Here is a 16,283-nt window from a genome sequence, read left to right on the forward strand (position 1 = left end):
AATAGAATTCTGATAAACAGTATAGACAGGAGATTTATCCTCACACCGCACATGCCCCTCGCAAACGTTTGCATGGGCTGTTAGAATTGCGGCGCTTCATTTCAACCACTAACCCAAACCGCCGTGGGGACTCCGCAGTGACCGACAAAACCTCTCTCAGCTATAAAGACGCAGGCGTAGATATCGATGCTGGTAACGCGTTGGTAGATCGCATCAAAAACGTAGTAAAACAGACTCGTCGTCCTGAAGTCATGGGCGGATTGGGTGGTTTTGGTGCCCTGTGTGCGCTACCGCAAAAATATCGTGAACCTGTGCTGGTTTCAGGGACCGACGGCGTTGGCACCAAGCTGCGTCTGGCTATGGACCTGAAACGCCACGACACCATCGGCATTGACCTGGTCGCCATGTGTGTCAATGATCTGATTGTTCAGGGTGCTGAACCCCTGTTCTTCCTTGACTATTACGCCACCGGTAAACTGGACGTCGATATCGCCGCCAGTGTGATTACGGGGATTGCCGAAGGCTGTAAGCAGTCTGGCTGTGCGCTGGTCGGTGGTGAAACGGCTGAAATGCCGGGCATGTATCACGGTGAAGATTACGACGTGGCCGGTTTTTGCGTCGGTGTAGTGGAAAAGTCAGAAATTATCGACGGCAGCAAAGTCGCTGACGGCGACGTTGTGATTGCTCTGGCCGCCAGCGGCCCGCACTCTAACGGTTACTCCCTGGTACGCAAAATTCTTGAAGTCAGCAACACCAATCCGGAAGCCACTGATCTGGTAGGTAAATCCCTGGCCGATCACCTGCTAGCGCCGACCAAAATCTACGTAAAATCGATCCTGAAATTGATCGAAAACGTCGAAGTTCACGGCATCGTTCACCTGACTGGCGGCGGCTTCTGGGAAAATATTCCGCGCGTCCTGCCGGAAAATACTCAAGTCATCATTGATGAAGCCAGCTGGCAGTGGCCTGACGTCTTTACCTGGCTGCAAACTGCCGGTAACGTCACCCGCCATGAGATGTACCGTACCTTCAACTGTGGCGTCGGTATGCTGGTCGCACTGCCTGCTGAACGGGCTGACGAGGCGGTTGCCCTGTTGAATGATAATGGTGAGAAAGCGTGGAAAATCGGCAGGATTAAAGAGTCTGACTCCTCAGAACGCGTTATCATTAAATAACTTTGACTAAAGATGGGTGTTGAGATGAAAAGGATTGTGGTTTTGGTGTCCGGCGAAGGGAGTAATCTCCAGGCGCTGATTGATGCCAGCCAACAGGGACGAGTGTACGCGAAACTCAGCGCCGTCTTCAGTAATAAGGCGTCCGCGTTCGGGCTGGAACGGGCACAATCGGCAGGTATTCCTGCTCATGCGTTGGACGTGAAATCTTATGCTGACCGTGCGGCATTTGATGCCGCATTGGCCGACGCCATCGATGCTTACAACCCCGATCTGGTGGTTCTTGCGGGTTATATGCGGGTTCTGGATGCCAAATTTGTCCAGCGCTTTGCTGGACGGATGCTGAATATCCACCCTTCCCTGTTGCCAAAATATCCAGGTTTACACACTCACCGTCAGGCGATTGAAAACCAAGATGAAACACATGGCACCTCAGTTCATTTTGTGACTGAACAGTTGGATGGCGGACCGGTCATTTTACAGGCCAAAGTACCGGTATTCAGCGATGACACCGAGCAAGACCTGATAGAACGCGTGCAAACGCAGGAACACAGCATCTATCCGCTGGTGATCAGTTGGTTTGTTGATGGCCGGTTACAGCTCAAAAAGGGTCAGGCCTTTCTCGACGGCAACCCTTTGCCGCAGCAGGGTTACGCCGCAGATTAAACGACTTAACGAGATTGTTTCACTAAAAACCGGCCACCTGCCGGTTTTTTTGTTTTCGCTCTTTTGACGCGTGTTTACATCCGAGTAAGGGATTTGCTGACGAGGTAGAGCGTCTGGCGATGGATTACGCCTTCTCCGTGCTCAGCCTCAACAAACTGTATTTCATCGTCAATAAGGAAAATAAAAAGGCGATTCATCATGACAGCAAATTAGGATTTGAATTCGAAGGTGAGCTGAAGAAAAAAGGATATCTTGTTCACCAGTAAGACTTTTCTCTCTTTTTCTTATCGTCTTTTCTGCCGTTATCACTCTATCTGGTTAAACCTCCGCTTTATGTTGGACATTCCTGTCAATCTTTCGCAATATTGTTCATAGACACTAGGCCCCTCTCTCTTCGGATTTTCATCAGAGATATGTCGAGCACCCTCGGGTGTGAGCTGGAAATGACGAGAGTTTTCCCTGCTGTTGTAGCGATAACGCTGAATGTTGGGCCAAGTTTCAAGTTTACTGAATGGGGTTTAAATGGGTCAGGAAAAACTTTACATAGAAAAAGAGCTAAGCTGGCTGTCTTTTAATGAACGTGTTCTGCAGGAAGCAGCAGATAAAAGTAACCCACTGATTGAGCGCATGCGATTTTTGGGCATCTACTCCAACAATCTGGATGAATTTTACAAAGTCCGTTTTGCTGACCTCAAGCGTCGGATATTGATCAGCGAGGAACAAGGTTTTATTGGTGCATCTCGCCATCTGCTGAAAAAGATCCAGGCTAAAGTACTGAGTATTGACCAGGAATTTGACAGTCTGTACAACGACTTGCTACTGGAGATGGCCCGCAATCAGATTTTCCTGATCAATGAGCGTCAGGTTTCTGAAAACCAACAAAACTGGCTTCGTCAGTACTTCAAGCATCATTTACGCCAGTTCATCACCCCAATTCTGATTAACCGCGATACCAACCTGGTACAGTTCCTCAAGGACGACTACACCTATCTTGCCGTCGAGATTCTCCGTGGCAAAGAGGTGCAGTACGCGCTGCTGGAAATTCCTTCAGACAAAGTTCCACGTTTTGTCAATCTGCCACCGGAAGCCCCGCGACGCCGCAAGCCAATGATATTACTTGATAATATCCTACGTTACTGTCTGGATGATATTTTCAAAGGCTTCTTCGATTACGATACGCTCAACGCCTATTCGATGAAAATGACCCGTGATGCCGAATACGATCTGGTCACGGAGATGGAGTCTAGCCTGCTGGAACTGATGTCTTCCAGTCTTAAACAGCGTCTGACCGCAGAACCGGTACGGTTTGTTTATCAGCGCGATATGCCAGATGACATGGTGGAACTGCTGCGCGAGAAACTCGGTATTTCCAACTATGATTCCGTGATCCCTGGCGGTCGCTACCATAACTTTAAAGACTTCATCGGCTTCCCGAATGTAGGAAAAGCCAATCTGGTCAACCGCCCGCTGCCACGCTTGCACCATCTGTGGTTCAATAAATTCCGCAATGGCTTTGCCGCGATCCGCGAGCAAGATGTGCTGCTCTATTATCCGTACTATACCTTTGAGCATGTGCTTGAACTGCTGCGCCAGGCGGCATTTGATCCGAACGTACTGTCGATCAAAATCAATATTTACCGCGTGGCAAAAGATTCGCGCATTATTGAATCGATGATCCACGCCGCGCACAACGGTAAAAAAGTTACAGTGGTGGTCGAACTGCAGGCGCGCTTCGATGAAGAGGCCAATATTCACTGGGCCAAACGTCTGACCGAAGCGGGCGTTCACGTTATCTTCTCTGCTCCGGGTCTGAAGATTCACGCTAAGCTGTTTCTTATCTCACGCCGCGAAGGCGATGAAATTGTCCGCTATGCTCATATAGGTACCGGCAATTTCAACGAAAAAACCGCGCGTCTTTATACTGACTATTCTTTGCTGACCGCGGACAGCCGTATCACCAATGAAGTTCGCCGGGTATTTAACTTTATCGAAAACCCCTACCGACCGGTTACCTTCGAGCATCTGATGGTATCGCCGCAAAACTCCAGAAGCATGTTATATGCACTGATCGATCAGGAGATCGCCAACGCGCAGGCCGGTTTGAAAGCCGCTATTGTTCTAAAAATCAATAATCTGGTGGATAAAGGCTTGATTGATCGGCTTTACGCTGCGTCGAATGTTGGGGTAAAAATCCGCCTGCTGATCCGCGGTATGTGTTCGCTGGTCTCCGAGTTACCGGGTGTGAGTGAAAATATTCAGGTGACCAGTATTGTTGACCGCTTTTTAGAACACGACCGGGTATATGTTTTTGAAAACGGTGGCGACAAGAAGGTGTATCTCTCCTCGGCTGACTGGATGACGCGTAATATTGATTATCGTATTGAAGTCGCGGTAGCGCTGCTGGATCCGAAAATCAAGCAACGGGTACTGGATATCCTTGAGCTATTGTTCAGCGACACGGTTAAAGCCAGATATCTTGATAAAGATCTCAGTAATCGTTATGTTCCTCGCGGAAATCGTCGTAAGGTGCGCGCGCAATCCGCTATCTATGAATACCTGAAAGCGTTTGAGCACGGGAATAATAAACAACAGAAAGATCAGGCCTGACACTTTGGAGCACCACCTATTATGCCCCTGAAAAACACCATGAATGCCAAACCACAGGAAATTGCCGCTATCGACCTTGGGTCGAATAGTTTCCATATGGTGATCGCCCGCGTCGTCAATGGCGCGTTGCAGGTGTTAGGCCGTCTGAAACAGCGAGTCCATCTGGCCGACGGCCTCGACAGTAATAATGTTCTCAGCGAAGAGGCCATTCAGCGCGGGCTGGACTGCCTGGCACTGTTTGCAGAGCGTCTGCAGGGCTTCGCCGATGAGAACGTCACCATCGTCGGTACCCACACCCTGCGGCAGGCGGTGAATACAGAAGAGTTCTTAAAACGCGCGGCCGCAGTCATCCCCTACCCGATTGAGATAATCTCCGGACAGGAAGAGGCGCGCCTGATCTTCATGGGCGTCGAGCACACACAGCCGGAGAAAGGCCGTAAACTGGTTATCGACATCGGTGGTGGCTCAACCGAAATGGTGATTGGCGAAGATTTCGAACCTCTGCTGGCAGAAAGCCGCCGCATGGGTTGCGTCAGCTTCGCACAGCAATTCTTCCCTGAGGGTGAAATCAGCCGCGCCAATTTCAAGCGAGCCCAACTGGCCGCTGCGCAAAAGCTCGAAACCCTCGCCTGGCAGTATCGCCTGCAGGGCTGGCAATATGCGCTTGGGGCCTCGGGAACCATCAAAGCCACCTACGAAGTACTGGTGGAAATGGGTGAAAAAGACGGCCTAATCACCCCTGAGCGACTGAAAATGCTCACCGAAGAGGTGTTGAATTTTAAAAGCTTCTCATCACTGAATTTACCGGGTTTGTCTGAAGACCGACAATCAGTATTTGTGCCAGGACTCGCGATTCTCTGCGGGGTTTTCGACGCCCTGGCCATTAAAGAGTTGCGCCTTTCAGACGGCGCGCTGCGCGAGGGCGTGCTGTATGAAATGGAAGGCAGGTTCCGTCATCAGGATATCCGCACTCGCACGGCGAAAAGTCTGGCTGAACACTATAATATTGACCGCGAACAGGCTCGCCGAGTGCTGGAGACCACTGAGCTGTTGTACGCACAGTGGCTGGCACAAAACAGCAAACTGGTTCAGCCTCAACTTGAATCTCTGCTGAAGTTTGGCTCTATGCTGCATGAAGTCGGTCTGAGCATTAATCATACCGGCATGCATCGACATTCAGCCTATATCCTGCAAAACACCAATCTTCCAGGATTCAATCAGGAGCAACAAACGCTGTTGGCGACGCTGGTACGGTTCCATCGCAAAGCGGTGAAACTGGAAGAGTTACCACGACTGAACTTGTTCAAGAAAAAACATTATCTGCCGTTGATCCAACTATTACGTCTGGGCGCCTTATTGAACAACCAGCGTCAGTCAACCACCAAGCCAGAAACTCTGCGCCTGCATACTGACGACAGTCACTGGACGCTGTGCTTCCCGGCCGGATATCTGACACAAAATAATCTGGTTCAATTGGATTTCGAACGTGAGCAGAGTTATTGGGATGATGTCACTGGCTGGAAGTTGATGATTGAAGAAGAGGATCCCAATCAGGAAGACTCAGCCGAATGAGTCGGTGAAAGCTTAGTTCAGGCAGCACATTAAAAACCCTCTTTTTGAGGGTTGTTAATGTGCGCCATTGTCGCTATCCAGGAAGGATGAAAATGACTGACTTCACACAGCTCACGAGATGAGGGTTATCAGCGGCTCAGGTTTACCAATCAAATACCCTTGCATGTAATCAACCCCCAGCGCACGCAGTGCGTCACGCTGCTCTTCGGTCTCCACATATTCGGCCACTATTGACAGATGTTTCATTCGGGCAACCTGACAAATCGACTGTACAATGTAAGCGTCCAAAGATTCGGTCAACATATTGCGCACAAAGCTGCCATCAATTTTCAGAATATCGGCCTGAATCAGCTTAAGGCGATCATAGCTGGCGTAGCCGGTGCCAAAATCATCTATAGCAATACGGCAACCGTAATTGCGCAAGTCACGCATCGAATAATCGGCATATTTTATATTATGCAGCAAGTGTGACTCAGTGACCTCCAATACAATCTGATACGGTTCTACCTGGTATTCAGCCATCAGTGCTTTAAACTCCGAGCTGAATGCTGGACGGCACAGGGTTGAAGGTGAGAAGTTTACCGCAAAGCGCACGCTCGGCATTTTCTCGCGATGCTCATGAATAAACATCAGCGTGTGCTTAAGCACCCACATATCCAGCAAATAGGCCAGACCGAATTCATGGACAACAGGCAGGAATTTATCAGGTGACATCAGCTCACCACTTTCGTCCAACATACGGATCAACACTTCGTGATAGCTATCTCCCCGAATCCCCGCAATGGGCTGAGCCATAAGAACGAATAGATCTTCATCTAATGCACGCTGAACTTTATGCAGCATCTCAACTTTGTTTTTGATCTCGTTCTGTACCTGACGATGATCGCTTTTATTTGACTCCGGTTTACCAGTAGTCAACGATATTTCAGCAATACCACTCAGCTCACCCAGCAACATATGCAGATGTTCAACCGGAGAGAAGACGGTACAGTAAGCTAAACCGATATTTGGGTGCAGCGGTAAGTCATTCCAAATCAAGCGAAAATTATCGACATAATGCTGAATCCGCTCTAGTTTTTGTTCGCTATCATCACAATTCAAGCGCAATGCCAAATCATAGCCGGGAAGATGGTAAACCCTTTCGCCAGGCTGCATCAAAAGCTTCAAACCCATGGCCAGCTGTTGCTTAAATTGGATGCGCAATTGCATGCCGTAGTTACGGCTAAGCACGTCCATCTCCGAAACACGGACGAAACAGAGTAAAGAGCGCGGGTATAGAGAGAGATCACGGGAGAATGCCCGCAGGTTAGGCAAGCCAAAGATAGGGTCCAGCAGAGACGCGGAACGGGTTTTCTGCAGTAACCGCCGCTGGCGGGAGGAGATAGCCGACATCAGCAGCAAGCTCAGCGTAAATACCAGCATGAGCGTAGAAACAAAGACTAAATTGTGGATAAACCCTTTTTCACTGATAAAGCCACTGCGATGGGTAAACAACACCGTGATCACCACCGTCCATACTATAACGACCGTGTGATAACCGTAGCGCATCGCGCCAAACAGCATCACAGGCAACATTAGCGCCAAAGTGTAATCACTGAGCATAATCTTCGCGACCGGGCCAGTAATCCCTTTCATACAGAGTAGGAAAACCATCGAGGCCAACAATATAAGCCACAAAATAACTTCTGCTGTTTTCAGTCCTGAAGTTCGTTCATTGCGTATGTTAGCCAGAATCACCCGCAGATAGCGCGGCTTACGGATAATACGCAGTAGCAGGTACCACACGTGGCTGCTGAGCAAAATACCTAACATCGTAGCCTGGAAGTTGATCAGCGTACGCAGGTTCATAAATTCACGAGTGACCAGGCCCATGTAATTAGGCAACAAGCCCATATCCGCCACGATCTGCAATAGCGATTCAAATAACACAGACAATATTAACACCAGCCACAGCACGTACGGCCCAGGCATCCGCAGTAAACCGAAGCCCGCTGACCAACGCCTACCCGCATGCCATCGATAACCCGCCCAGGCAACGGTGAGCGAAAACAGCCAAATCAGCGTCATTACTATCGCCATCGCTGTGTCAATACGCATGTCGTAACGAATGAATAGTGTCAAAACGATACCTGGCATGGCACGCCAGTCAAAGACCATAAGCAGTGCCACACATGCCGCTATCGGCATGTACATCAAATAAGTACGACCTTGCGGCAATAAAATAACCGGTGATAAGTAGGAGGCGGCGTTAATCAATACCAACGCGCTAAGCACGGGCAGCCCCCAATATTGACGGCTAAACTCACGCCATGAAAAGAATTTATTCATAAAATCGATTATGTTTCCCGGATGAAGTTCACGCAATACCTGCCAAACTTAGTCGATGAGCAGTCGGGTGAACATCGAGAAAAGCCGTCATCAGTCATCGATTCCCACCGATGCCCCAATAAAAGATATGTTTCGGAAGATCTCACAGGACTTGACTCAAATGCGATAAAAAAGTGTTTTTTACATTTCAGAGTAATTAACACCAAATTCTAGTTTGGTCTATATTAAACCATTTGATGGTGATCAATAAACTGCGAATTGGTTAATTTTCACAAAAGCATTCCAAGTCAGTTATTCTGTAGGTCAATATCCTTACCTATCAATTTCAAAGGGTTATCATTCACTTGGCTTTCGTACTCTGTCGGCGACAAACAGCACTAAAAAAACAGTAGTTTCTTATACAAACATAAGATTTTCCCGCCAAATCAGGCTTTTTCTGGCTGATAAAGTTGATGTGATATATTGTTATCGTCGATAGGATTGTTTTAATTCATTATTTTAATCTTAGGAACAAAGACTTAATAAGTTGAAATCATTATGTCTAAAAAAACAAAAATCAAGATGATAAAAATTGTGTTGACGATCAGTTTCGTTATCCTGTTCGGACGCTTGGTTTACTCAGCGCTCGGCGCCTGGTCCCACCACCAAAATCAGAAACAGACTCAGTTGGAGCAACCCACAACCCCTGCTCTCTGAAAGATCTCTTAAGAATTCAAAGGATAACGACTCAGCATGTCTGCCACTCAACATCGATACCATATACAAAAACTGGCGAAAACACGTAGCCGTATCCTCAACCTACTGTTGGACAGTGATCAGCTTGCCGACAGTATTCTTGGCGAATCCAAAGAGATAGACGCTGAGACCCATGCGCTATTGATGGATCAGACGGCAGAACTCAGCCGGTTGATTTCCGGTCTGCACGCCGCCGACCTTGCAGATATCCTGGAGGCCTTACCTAACCATGAACGCCTGGCCTTATGGCGACTGGTTAACCCTGCCGACCGGGGTAAAGCGCTGGTAGAAGTCTCAGAAACGGTATGGGACAGCCTCATTGAGGAAATGAGTGACAAAGATCTGCTGAAAACCATGTCACTGCTTGATGTGGATGATCAGCTTTACCTCGCAGAATACTTACCGCGCGATCTTATGGGGCGCGTTCTCACATCACTTGACCCACGCCAGCGGGAAAAGGTGCGTGAAGTCATCAAATTTGGCAAGGATACCGTCGGGCGGATCATGGATTTCAAGCTGTTGACCGTCCGTCCGGATGTCACCTTGGGCACGGTTCAACGGTACTTGCGCTATCGCAAAGATATTCCAGAAGCCAGTGACAAATTGTTCATCACCGATCGTAACAATACCCTGCTTGGTGAACTACCGCTGACCACGATTTTACTCAATCCTCCACATCGCTTGGTGTCAGAGGTCATGAATGAAGACCAAACCTATTTTGAGGCTGATGATAAGGCTGAAGATGCAGCCAGCGCTTTCGAACGTTATGACCTCATCACTGCCCCCGTTATCGATAAAAAAGGCAAGCTGATGGGGCGTCTGACAGTCGAGGAAATTGTCGACTTCGTTAACAGCGATACCGATAGCAATCTGCGCCGTATGGGGGGACTCAGCCCTGAGGAAGACGTTTTTTCCCCGGTCGGTAAAGCCGTTCGCAATCGCTGGGCATGGTTAGCCATTAATCTTTGTACAGCATTTGTTGCCTCAAGGGTGATCGGTCTCTTTGAAGGAACGATTTCGCAGTTGGTTGCGCTTGCCGCACTGATGCCCATCGTCGCGGGTATTGGGGGGAATACCGGCAATCAAACCATTACCATGATTGTTCGCGCACTGGCATTGCACCAGTTGCAAGTCGGCAACCTTAAATTCCTGGTATTCAGAGAACTGGGGGTCGCAATGATCAACGGTTTGGTGTGGGGCGGCCTGATGGGCGTGGTGACCTGGCTACTTTACGGTGACTGGGAAATGGGTGCGGTAATGACGCTGGCAATGGTCCTTAATCTGCTGGTCGCAGCAATGATGGGCGTCATCATTCCTTTAACGATGGTACGTATGGGACGTGATCCCGCGATCGGCGCCAGCGTCATGATCACTGCCATTACCGACACCGGTGGTTTTTTCATTTTCCTCGGACTGGCCACCATCTTCCTGCTGTAAGCTATTTATTGGGCTAATCTTTGATTAGACACTCTTTAAGTTCGCTTTTTTGACGGAATGTCATTCCCCGCCCATCTGCGGGGGAAAACCTTTACCATTATGCCGTTCAGATAACAGAGGCAATAAATGCGGCTTAACAGTCCCTACTGATCATTTATTATCAATAAATTACAGATATGTAATTCATTTGGTTATCAATCTATTTCGGGATGAATCTGAGAAAGATTTTCACCATGGAAAAAAACATGCTTAGTCTGTTCTCAGCATCACAGAATATCTGGAAAGTGTTGCTGGCACTGGGTTTTAGTATTGGCGTACTGGCCCTTGTCTGTATGAAATTCGTCCAGCAAACGTCAAATCTGGCCTCCGTTTGGTTGCCCACCGCGTTGTTAATAACGGTGCTTTTCCATTATCGCTACCGCGACTGGATCCCGTTGTTTTGTGCCGCCGCGCTGGGGCTTGCCGCCGCTCAAACCTTAGCAGGCGCACCGTTTTTATCCTACTGGCCTTATATCCTCAACAACTTCATTGAGGCCGGTATTTGCGTGTTATTACTCCGCAAACTGCTACCTGCTCAGGACCCGCTCTCCGGGCCGACAAACTGGATAAAATTCCTGGCAGTTGCCGTTATATTTTCCCCGCTGCTTAGCTCAGCAATTTCTACGTTATTGATTATGCATTCACACTCGGCGCGGGAACTGAAGCAGCATTTTGCCACCTGGTATATCTCAGAAGCCGTGGGAGTTTTATCATTGGCGCAGTTCGGTCTGATTTATCAACGCGGTTATTGGCAACAGTTAGGTCATTCTCGACGACTGTATAAGCTGCTGCTGACGCTGGTGCTTACCCTACTGAGCGGTTTCCTGGCGCTGAAATGGCTGCCTTATCCTTTTGCTTTTATTATTCTTCCCCTGCTATGGACTGCAGCCCGCTTGCCTCGCGTTGAAGCTTTTTTCATCTTTCTCTGTATGACGCTGATGATTACGCTGCTGCAAAGCACGGGATCTATCTCAGTGAAATTACATTTCACCCCCTTTCCCGAGAGTTTGCTATTTACGCCTCTTATCCTGATCCTGCTGCCCGCCAATGCCATGGCGATGGCAATGCATGCACTGCGAGTGGAGAAGTCCTATATTACCCAAAGTGAAAGCCGTTTTCGTAATGCGATGGAGTATTCGGCCATCGGTATGGCGCTGGTCTCGCCTCTGGGTAAATGGCTGCAGGTGAATAAATCACTGTGTAACTTGCTGGGTTATGAGGCGAATGATTTCAAGACACTCACTGTCCAGGAAATTGTTGATCCGGAAGATTTGAGCAAAGACCAGTCCCTGTTACAGCAACTGTTGGATGGCGAGATTCAAAGCTACCAGATAGAAAAACGGTATCTGTGCCGCAACGGCGAGAGGGTATGGGCACTGCTGGCGATGTCGCTGGTCAGGGATGACAATCAAAATCCGCTCTATTTCATCTCGCAAATCAAAGATATCAGTGAGCTGAAACGGACCGAAATCACCAATAAGCGCCTTTCAGAAGCATTACACGAAGAGAAAGAGCGACTGTATATCACGCTGAATGCAATCAACGAAGCCGTGATCTCCACTGACCGTCACATGAATATCACTTTCATGAATCCAGTGGCGGAGAAGATGACTGGCTGGGCAGAGCCACAGGCGCAAGGCAAACTCGTCAGCAGCATTGTGCATATCAGCGTCGGCCGCGACGGCCCACGGGTCGACAATCTGATGCAGTTCGAGATCAATAAAAACCTGCCGCTTTCGGTCGATCAATCACTGATCTTGCATGGCCATCACACCGGTCAGTTTGACGTACAAGTGGCAGTATCGCAGCTGCGCACCCTTAAAGATGACCCCATAGGCATCGTGCTGGTCATACAGAATGTCAGTAAATCTCGGGAACTGATGCGTCAGCTCAGTTATACCGCATCCCATGATTTACTCACCGGCTTATCCAACCGCGGCAGTTTCGAAGAGAGTTTAAAAAGTGCGCTGCAACTGACCGCGGATAAACACCAGCATCACAGTTTAGCTTTTATCGATCTGGATTACTTTAAAGCCATCAATGACACAGCAGGCCATGCGGCGGGCGACGAGTTATTGCGTCAGTTAAGCTATCTCATGCAAGACCAGATTCGTAACAGCGACAAGCTGGCACGGCTGGGCGGTGATGAGTTCGCGCTGATTCTTTTCAACTGCCCACAAGAACAGGGGTTACAGGTCATACGACAGCTGGTGCGTAAAATAAACGAGTTTCAATTTACGTGGAATAATCAGCTTTACCGCATCGGTGCCAGCGCCGGGATCACCCGAATCGTCGACACCTCGGTCAACGGCAGCGAATATATGGCCCAGGCAGATGTCGCTTGTTATACCGCCAAAAATAGCGGGCGTGGCCAGGTATTTAACTATGAAGCGCAGCAAAAACGCCTCTCTCCCCGGCCAATCTGATGACTGATGATGCAGGCCTGCTCAATACCGATTCGGTATCCACTGATCGTCGCAGTAGCCTGTTAACCGTCACTCTGGTATGAAGCGGTCATTAAACCACAAATGCAACGTGGCATAAGTCCGCCACGGTTGCCAGACTTCGGCATAACGCGCAATTTTCGCTGGAGTCATTCCCGGAAAACGCTGTTTAATCAAATAGTCACTGCTTAAGAAAACATCCGGCGCTGACCACGCTCGCATGGCGACGTAGCAGGCAGTCCAGTGCCCAATACCGGGCATCGCCAGCAATGTTTTTATGCCCTGTTGCACATTCGTTATCGCATCCAACGGCAATGCAGCCTGTTCAACGGCTTGTGCCACACCGATCAGACAGGCTGCACGTTTGGCCTGAATGCCTATCCCGCGCAGGTCATCGACACACAGCCGGGCAATGCACGCCGGCGTAGGGAACAAATGCGTCAGCCCGCTGAAGGGCGTGGTGATGGGTTGCCCCCACTTCTGCGTCAGTCGGGTGGCCAGCGTGGCAGCCATTTTCACGCTCACTAACTGCCCGAGAATCGCCCGGACGGTCAGTTCAAAACGGTTAATGCAACCCGGTAGTCGCAGTCCGACAGCATTGTCTGCCAGCGTCCCCAGTTCGGCCGCGATAAGCAAAGGATCGGCGTCCAAATCCAGTAACTGCCGGACCTGCAGCTCAACCTGGGCCGCCACCCTCTGCAATGAGGGTGAGAGCTGCAGCTCAACGCAGTTCCTCTCGGCTATTGGTCTCAATCTTAACCAGCCGGAATACGTTTCAGCGCCGGACTCTACCACCAGCGTACGTTGATAAAACTCCCCCTCTTTCTGCTCGATACCCGCCAACACGCGCGCACCAAGAAAATCCATCATCCACTGCCAGTCATAGGGCGGTGCGTAATTGAGATATGTTTTCGCAGACATGGCGGTTCCTGGAGTGAAATACAGAATATAAATGAGAGTACAACGCTGTCAGCAGTGTAGCAGGTAGGATAAAAGATAAAAAAAATCCCAACGTGATTTCCGTCGGGATGAGGGCTTGCGATGCCGGGTTGAATCACCGGCTCAAGGCGTGACGTTAACTCACACTCAGATATTTACACCAAAATTCTTCGCGAGTGCGGAGAGTCCACCTTCAAACCCCTGACCTACGGCTTTGAATTTCCACTCACCGTTGTGACGGTAAAGCTCGCCGAAAATCATCGCGGTTTCCGTTGCAGCATCTTCAGAAAGGTCATAACGGGTCAACTCCTTCTGGTCATCGTTGTTCATCGCGCGGATGAAGCCATTGATGACCATACCGAAGTTTTGTTTGCGCTCTTCCGCTTCGTAAATTGTCACGGCAAAAACTATTTTCTTGGCCTTTGCATCGACTTTATCGAGATGGATCAGCACCTGTTCATCATCGCCGTCACCTTCACCAGTGCGGTTGTCGCCCTGATGTATAACGCCACCACAAGTACTGGTCATATTATTGAAGAAGATGAAGCTACTGTCAGACAGAACTTTGTCATCCTCGCCAACGATGAATGCCGAGGCATCGAGATCAAAAGCCGCGCCATCAGTTTTACGGGAGTCCCAGCCTAAACCAAACATCACCGATTTCATCGACGGCGCTTCTTTAGTCAGGGAAACATTGCCACCTTTTTTCAAAGATACAGCCATAATTCGACTCCTTAATTACATTTTTGAAAGGCACTGCACTACACAGCAGTACCGTTAAGCGAAAAGTGAACGTCTCTCCGGACTGTCAACGGCTCAACATTACGGCTGAGCTGGCTGGTCTTTAGCCGGGAACATCACGCTGGCAACAATACCCATTGCCAGTACAACCAACACCACATACAGGCTGGCAGTCGCACTGATACCAAAGCCATGCCCCCATAGATGGTCACTGGCATTTAAGCCCAGCTTGAAGGCGATGAAGAACAGCAGTGCGATAACAGCCTTCTCCAGATGCACCAGATATTTGCGTAGTGCTTCCAGTACGAAATACATGGTGCGCAAGCCCAGGATGGCAAACATCATGGCGGAGTAGACGATCAGCGGTTCTCGACTGACCGCAATGACGGCGGGTACGCTGTCGAAGGCAAACATGATGTCTGAAAGTTCAACCACGGCCACGCACAGCAGTAACGGTGTGGCGTATTTCGCGCCTTTCTTGACATCAAAGCTGAAGCCTTTGTTTTCAGGTTTTTCCAGCTCAGCGCTGACTTCTTTGGCGCTGAGCATAAAGCGGTTACCCGCCAGCTTTGGCCACACCGGATAGAAGCGCCGTACCAGACGGTTTGCAAAGTGATCTGAATAATCTTGCGTCTCGCCATCATCATCGCCGGAGCGCAGCATCATCACTGCCGTCAAGGCCACCAGCACCGCGAACAACATCTCTACCCACGGGCCGAGCATCAATAAACCGGAACCGATGGCAACAAAAATGGCGCGGAACACAATGGCGCCGATGATTCCCCAGTACAGCACACGGTGACGGTAGCCATCTGGCACGTTGAACCAGGCAAAAATAGCCATCATCACAAACAGATTATCCACCGATAGCACTTTTTCCAGGGCATAACCGGTAACAAACAGACTGGCAACTTCAGCGCCGTGGCTGACATAAAGGAACCCGGCAAAACCTAACGCGGTAACAATCCAGAACAACGACCACAGCACCGCATTTTTTAACCCAATGGCTTTATCACCACGATGCGCCAACAAGTCGATCAATAAGGCAGCAATCGCCAGTACCACAAACACGGCGACAGTTACCGGCGGAAAACCAATCAGGGTAGATTCCATCATTACTCTCAATCAAAACGAACAATCAGAAAAATTCTTCAGGCTTGAGGCCCAACTCATTACACACTTCCAGCAGCGCCCGCTTCTCATCTTCATCAAAATTGGCGTCACTCTTGGCAATCATTACCCCCAGGCGAACGGCGGCGCGTGCCTCTTCCGGTTTTTTACGCAATTTACCGAGGGTCTTCAGGCACTCGGAACGCCCGATATCCAGATCGAAATCGAACTTGGCAGAGAGTTTTTGGAACTCACTGATCACCTCTTCGGTACTGAACACTTTCAGGGTGTCGCTAATTTCAAAATACTTAATCAGTTTTTGTTTTTCCTGCGGGCTGACCACGCCATCGGCGAAGGCAATGTAAGTGCCTACAGCCACACATCCCTGCATGAAGTCCTTGCCCTTATAACGACTGACTTCCGACAACAGAGTGTCGCGTCCCTGATTAAATTTGTTTTTAGCCCAATCCAACATATTGCTTTCCTCTGTGAA

At 49.3% G+C, this 16,283-nt stretch carries 11 protein-coding genes and 1 pseudogene; 7 read left to right on the plus strand and 5 right to left on the minus strand.

Annotated elements, in window-relative coordinates; translation table 11 throughout:
- Positions 1-137 precede the first annotated feature (137 nt).
- From purM to ppx, 5 genes and pseudogenes are all read left to right on the plus strand, one after another.
- Positions 138-1,175 (plus strand): phosphoribosylformylglycinamidine cyclo-ligase, encoded by a 1,038-nt coding sequence (gene purM, locus IEV89_RS16545; protein WP_188474622.1) that lies wholly within the window; start codon positions 138-140, stop codon positions 1,173-1,175.
- 24 nt (positions 1,176-1,199) lie between these two features.
- Positions 1,200-1,838, plus strand: coding sequence for a phosphoribosylglycinamide formyltransferase (gene purN / locus IEV89_RS16550; RefSeq protein ID WP_188474623.1), 639 nt, complete (start codon positions 1,200-1,202; stop codon positions 1,836-1,838).
- Between the two features lie 77 nt (positions 1,839-1,915).
- A pseudogene (locus tag IEV89_RS21790) lies at positions 1,916-2,074 on the plus strand (spermidine acetyltransferase); the annotation flags it as partial.
- A gap of 286 nt (positions 2,075-2,360) precedes the next feature.
- The gene (ppk1, locus tag IEV89_RS16555; protein ID WP_188474624.1) at positions 2,361-4,445 is read left to right on the plus strand and encodes a polyphosphate kinase 1; all 2,085 of its coding nucleotides are present in this window, start codon (positions 2,361-2,363) and stop codon (positions 4,443-4,445) included.
- Between the two features lie 21 nt (positions 4,446-4,466).
- Positions 4,467-6,017: an exopolyphosphatase gene (gene ppx, locus IEV89_RS16560; protein WP_188474625.1), complete on the plus strand. Its 1,551-nt coding sequence runs from the start codon at positions 4,467-4,469 to the stop codon at positions 6,015-6,017.
- A 111-nt stretch (positions 6,018-6,128) separates the two neighbouring features.
- Here ppx and IEV89_RS16565 read toward each other — a convergent pair whose 3' ends face one another.
- Complete coding sequence (locus IEV89_RS16565) at positions 6,129-8,345, minus strand: bifunctional diguanylate cyclase/phosphodiesterase (RefSeq protein ID WP_188474626.1); 2,217 nt, start codon at positions 8,343-8,345, stop codon at positions 6,129-6,131.
- Positions 8,346-9,077: 732 nt separating this feature from the next.
- On the opposite strand from IEV89_RS16565, the gene mgtE reads away from it, so the two are divergent.
- Both mgtE and IEV89_RS16575 read left to right on the plus strand, forming a co-directional pair.
- Positions 9,078-10,517, plus strand: coding sequence for a magnesium transporter (gene mgtE, locus IEV89_RS16570; protein WP_188474627.1), 1,440 nt, complete (start codon positions 9,078-9,080; stop codon positions 10,515-10,517).
- Positions 10,518-10,750: 233 nt separating this feature from the next.
- Positions 10,751-12,982: a diguanylate cyclase domain-containing protein gene (locus IEV89_RS16575; protein ID WP_188474628.1), complete on the plus strand. Its 2,232-nt coding sequence runs from the start codon at positions 10,751-10,753 to the stop codon at positions 12,980-12,982.
- Positions 12,983-13,051: 69 nt separating this feature from the next.
- On the opposite strand, the gene alkA is transcribed toward IEV89_RS16575, so the two are convergent.
- The 4 genes from alkA to IEV89_RS16595 all read right to left on the minus strand — a co-directional run bounded on the left by alkA (position 13,052) and on the right by IEV89_RS16595 (position 16,265).
- Positions 13,052-13,921, minus strand: a complete 870-nt coding sequence (alkA, locus tag IEV89_RS16580) for a DNA-3-methyladenine glycosylase 2 (RefSeq protein WP_188474629.1) — start codon at positions 13,919-13,921, stop codon at positions 13,052-13,054.
- A gap of 165 nt (positions 13,922-14,086) precedes the next feature.
- Positions 14,087-14,662 (minus strand): TerD family protein, encoded by a 576-nt coding sequence (locus tag IEV89_RS16585; protein ID WP_188474630.1) that lies wholly within the window; start codon positions 14,660-14,662, stop codon positions 14,087-14,089.
- 99 nt (positions 14,663-14,761) lie between these two features.
- Positions 14,762-15,793 (minus strand): TerC/Alx family metal homeostasis membrane protein, encoded by a 1,032-nt coding sequence (locus IEV89_RS16590; RefSeq protein ID WP_188474687.1) that lies wholly within the window; start codon positions 15,791-15,793, stop codon positions 14,762-14,764.
- Positions 15,794-15,818: 25 nt separating this feature from the next.
- Positions 15,819-16,265 carry a tellurite resistance TerB family protein gene (locus IEV89_RS16595; RefSeq protein WP_188474631.1) on the minus strand — a complete coding sequence of 149 codons (447 nt, stop codon included), beginning with the start codon at positions 16,263-16,265 and terminating at the stop codon, positions 15,819-15,821.
- Between the last annotated feature and the right edge of the window lie 18 nt (positions 16,266-16,283).

Source organism: Hafnia psychrotolerans, assembly GCF_014639435.1.
Classification (GTDB): Bacteria; Pseudomonadota; Gammaproteobacteria; order Enterobacterales; family Enterobacteriaceae; genus Ewingella; species Ewingella psychrotolerans.